Source organism: Streptococcus sp. DD11, assembly GCF_001578865.1.
Taxonomy (GTDB): Bacteria; Bacillota; Bacilli; order Lactobacillales; family Streptococcaceae; genus Streptococcus; species Streptococcus panodentis.
Map to the genome: position 1 here is coordinate 277,768 of NZ_KQ969393.1, position 4,585 is coordinate 282,352.

The window sequence follows — 4,585 nt, forward strand, 5'->3', positions numbered from 1 at the left end:
TTCCTGAAGTATGGATTGGGGAAGAAGGCTTATCTCAGTGCCATTAAGGACCTTTATGACGGTTCGATTGTTGCCTATCACATCAGCCAGCACAATGATGATCCTTTGGTCATGGAGAATCTGAGAAAGGCTATGGAAGCCAATCCAGGAGCAGCACCGCTCATTCACAGCGACCGTGGTTCACAGTACACATCACGAGAATACCGTACGGTAACTACTCAATATCAGATAACTCGTTCGATGTCACGAGTAGGCAAGTGCATTGACAATGCGCCGATTGAGAGCTTTTTCGGCCATTTTAAGACGGAGTGTTATGACTTAAAGAAGTATAAGACATTTGAGGAGCTGGTCGCTGATATTGATGATTACATCTACTTCTACAATAACCAACGATTTCAAGAGCGCAACAACGGCCTTGCCCCTCTTGAAATGAGGAACAAGGCCGTTGCTTAATCTTTTATTATTTTATTGTCCACTTGACAGGGAGCAGTTCAGTTTGTCTATAATCTGAAACTACTAACCAAATAAGGATTAGTAGTTTTTTCTTCGGTTATTTATCCGGTTCCCACTGCCATTTGGCTCCGAACTGCTCCAGCAGTTCAAAGGAGGCCGAAGGCCCCATAGAGCCTACGGGGTAATCGTGCAGGGGTACTTGATTCTGGCTCCAGAGCTTTTCAATCTGGTCAATCAGCTCCCAGCTGGCTTTGACTTCGTCCCAATGGCTGAAGTTTGTCGAGTCGTTGTTGAGCACATCAAATATTAATTTCTCATAAGGCTCTGGTGATGCTCCAGCTGCTGTTGCATCGGTCCGATAGTCCAGAGAAATCGGTGCCAGACTGAAACGCTCACCGACTTCTTTGCCGTTGACGCTGAGGGAGAAGCCTTCAGTCGGCTGGATATAAATGGTCAGTACATTGGGCTCCAGAGGCTGACCGAAAATGGAATCCATCTGCTTAAAGATAATGTTGACATGGGTTCCTTTCTCTGTCAGGCGTTTGCCGGTTCGGAAGAAGAAAGGCACATCCCGAAAGCGGTCACTGTCAATGAAGAAGGCACCGGAAGCGAAAGTCTCCGTCGTGGACTCAGGATTGACATTGGGCTCGCTGCGGTAGGAAATATACTTCTTGCCGTTGACCTTGCCAGACTTGTACTGGCCGCGGATAAAGAAGCGTTTCAGGTCCTCTTCACTGGGCTGCAGCAAGCGCTCGAAAACCTTAATTTTTTCAGCCCGGATGTCGTCCTTGGTAAAGCTCTTTGGCTTGTCCATAGCCAGGAGAGACAGCAGCTGCAGGGTATGGTTCTGGACCATATCGCGCAGAGCCCCAGACTGGTCATAGTAGCCGCCGCGCTCTTCCACGCCCAGCTTCTCAGCAAAAGTAATCTGCACATTGTCAATATAATCGCGGTTCCAGATATTTTCAAAGAGCAGATTGGCGAAGCGGATGGCAAAGATATTCTGAATCATCTCCTTGCCCAAATAGTGGTCAATCCGGAAAATCTGTTCTTCATCAAAAGCAGCCAGCAGTTCTTGATTGAGCTGGCTGGCGCTGGCCAAGTCCGTCCCGAATGGCTTTTCCACGATCAGACGCTCAAAGCCCTGCCCATCCACGATTTTTTCTGACTGAAGATGCTTAGCAATGGTGCCGAAAAACTGCGGTGCCATGGACAGGAAGAAGAGCTTGTTGTGCTCTGCTTGGTACTGTTCATTGAGCCGGTTTTGCAGCTTGCGCAGCTCGATATAGTGGTCGCTGTCCTGCACATCATGGCTCTGGTAATAGAAGTGGCTGGCAAATTCCTGCGCTTGCTCTGGGCTGTCTGCTAAGTCTGCGATAGACTCCGCGACAACGGACTCGAAGTACTCCTTGCTCCAAGGCCGGCGGGCCGTTCCAATCACAGCAAAATGCTTGGAAAGATTGCCGGATTTATAGAGCCGAAAGAGCGAAGGATACAGCTTGCGCTTGGCCAAATCCCCGCTGGCTCCGAAAATTGTAACAATAACTTTTGATGACATCTCTATACCTGTTTTCTAATGAAGATTAGCGAAGGCTGGGCCCGTCCTGTCAGTCAGCCTGAATCCGTCAGCATAGCCTGGACTCAGACTTGGTTCGGTCGCCTCGTTTTTCAAAACAAACAGGAGCGGCAGCCCCTATCCGCAATGAAACTGTTTCTATTTTATCACAAATGCTGCAAAGTTTGTATTAGGAAGCACGGCCGTTTGCGGAAAAGAATTCTCTGCTCTATTTCAGTCATTCTCATTGAAAAGCCTGTTAAATATCTGAAGAGCTCTGCTTTTTCAGCAGTGCCGAATCCGTGGCCGGACTTTACTGCTTAGGGCCTGTTTTCTCAGCCTGCTTTTTCTGAATAGCTCGGAAAAGGAAGGCGTAAAAAAGGAAATTTCCGGTCACAAGGATCAGGAGCAGGCTGAAGACGTGATGGGCGCCGGCTGCCGTGTCAGGAGCCTGATTGACCAAGACCGCTGCGATAGCCGTTCCCAGCGCTCCGGCAAAAGTCTGGGCCAGCTGAAAGAGGGCCGTAACGTCGGCTGTCTTCTCGCGGCTGACCTGAGAGCTGGACAGGGCCATGGTGTTATTGAAAGCCATATTGCGGCCCAGCGTAAAGAGGACGTAAAAGCCCAAAATGATTGGCAGATTAAGCCAGGACGTAAAGAAGGAGTAAACGGTCATGACCATGAATACAAGACTATTGCCTCCCAGCAGGGAGAGTTTCGGTCCTTTCAGGTCATAGATTTTTCCCAGCAGGGGTGCCATAAAAGCCCCAATCATGGTTCCCGGCAGTAGCGAGAAGCCGGCCTGAGCGGTTGATACGCCCTTGGACAGGACCAGAAAGTTTGGGATGAGGAAGTTGGACGACAGATTGGTAAACTGATAAATCAGAAAGGGCAGGATACCAAAGAGAATGGTCGGCTGTTTCAGGATGCGGATGTCAAGGAAGGGATGCTCGACCGTCAGGCTGCGCCAGATAAAGCAGGCAAAGGTCAGCAGAAAGACAGCCACATAGAGCCAGTTCAGCCCAGCTCCCTCTTCCAGACTGGAAATCGCCAGAATGGAGAATACCAGAGCCGCAGACAGAAAGAGAAAGGACAGAATATCAAAGGGCCGCTTGCTCTTGCTGCTGGAATTTTTCAGATTAAAAAAGGCGATGGCAAAAGAAAGCAGGGGCACCGGCATAATGAAGCTGTAAATCATGTGCCAGTCAAAGGCTCCAATCATATAGCCGCCGTAAGTGGGGCCGATAGCAGGTGCTAAGCTGACAACCAGACCGCTTAAGCCCATGTAGAGACCGATTTTCTGCCGGGGCACCCGCTCGACAATGAGATTAAACATGAGCGGAATAGCCACCCCCGTCGCTGCTCCCTGCAAAATCCGCCCCAGCATGAGGAAGCTGAAATCCGGCGCCAGCATGGCTACTCCATTGCCCAGTGTGAAAATGGACAGGGCCGTAAAGAGAATCCGGCGCTCGGTCCAGTTGTGGGCCAGAGTGGCTCCCAGCGTAATGGTAATGGCGACAGCCAAAAGATAGCCGGTCGTAATCCACTGCAGCACCCCCAGACTCAGACCAAAGACCTTGCTCAGATGCGGAAAGGTCACATTCATACTGGTTTCGGACAGGATGCCGGCAAAGGCGACCAAGGCAGTGGCTAAGATAGCCAGCAGGTCGGCCCGCTCCACTTTTTGTACTTGTTTCAAAATTTTACCTCCAAGAAAGATTTCTCTTTTATTGTATCATGCTTATAACATTTATGTAAGAGGGAAAGTGAAACTCATCCTCTTCAAACAGCAAAATCTGCCGTTGTAGGTTTCGACAGCCGCCAACTGTTTGGGAAACTGCTGGAGCTGACCTGGTTTGAAGAGATGTTCGAAGAATACAAAAGAAAATGAAATGCCAGATAAAAAATCCTATAGAAGCTTTCATTCATCTTCTATAGGATTTTTGCTAAAATACTCGATAGACGTAAGGATTGTCTGGTTTTTCAACCTTGTCCAAGCTCTCAATTTCCAAGGCTGGCAGGCTCTGACCCAGACTCTTGTGATACTGGACGGCAATTTTGCCCTTGGCATGGATCCATGTATTGTCATCATAATGCTGACTGCTGCCGGTGGTCAGGAGACCGTAGACGCCGGAGTCAGCGATACAGTGGATGATACCAAAGCGAAAGAGAAACTGGTTCTTAGAGTCGCTGGGATCATTGTAGACAAAGCCGGTAAATTCCAGTGTCTTGCCCACAAAGTTCTCCGGATAGTCATAAATGACTTCCATGACCTCCATATAGTTTTCTGTCGTGACCTCGATGGTCTCCTTATCGACATATTTCTTGGCAGCGGCCCGCATTTCCTTTTCATAGGCGCCTTTGGTAAAATAGGTGCTGGTATCTGGCTTGAGATACTGACTGCTGGTGCCCTCATCTTGCTGGACAGCAGCAGAATTTCCCTCAGCCAGCGGGAAATGAAAGCCCTTGGCCGAAACAGTGGTCGAGTCAAGAGTGACGGTTGGAAAGAACATGCCGACAAAGAGCGGCAGGAGCAGGAGTGCTGCACTGCCAAACTGAGCCCAGCGGGTCGTCAAA

General features: G+C 49.4%; 4 protein-coding genes. 1 reads left to right on the forward strand and 3 read right to left on the reverse strand.

Annotation, left to right across the window (positions count from 1 at the left end; translation table 11 throughout):
- On the forward strand, positions 1-453 hold a 453-nt coding region (locus STRDD11_RS04635; RefSeq protein WP_128836294.1), incomplete at its 5' end, for an IS3 family transposase.
- Positions 454-550: 97 nt separating this feature from the next.
- On the opposite strand, the gene zwf is transcribed toward STRDD11_RS04635, so the two are convergent.
- The 3 genes from zwf to STRDD11_RS04650 all read right to left on the reverse strand — a co-directional run.
- On the reverse strand, positions 551-2,011 hold the full coding sequence (gene zwf, locus STRDD11_RS04640; protein WP_128835856.1) for a glucose-6-phosphate dehydrogenase: 1,461 nt from the start codon (positions 2,009-2,011) through the stop codon (positions 551-553).
- A 310-nt stretch (positions 2,012-2,321) separates the two neighbouring features.
- A complete protein-coding gene (locus tag STRDD11_RS04645; protein ID WP_128835858.1) occupies positions 2,322-3,707 on the reverse strand; it encodes an MFS transporter in 1,386 nt (461 codons plus the stop codon).
- 247 nt (positions 3,708-3,954) lie between these two features.
- Positions 3,955-4,585: TIGR03943 family putative permease subunit (locus tag STRDD11_RS04650; protein ID WP_128835861.1), on the reverse strand; the 631-nt coding region annotated here is incomplete at its 5' end.

Bases quoted from the DNA above. Each gene is read 5' to 3' on its own strand.
- zwf (WP_128835856.1), bottom strand. From the start codon at position 2,011: ATGTCATCAAAAGTTATTGTTACAATTTTCGGAGCCAGCGGGGATTTG.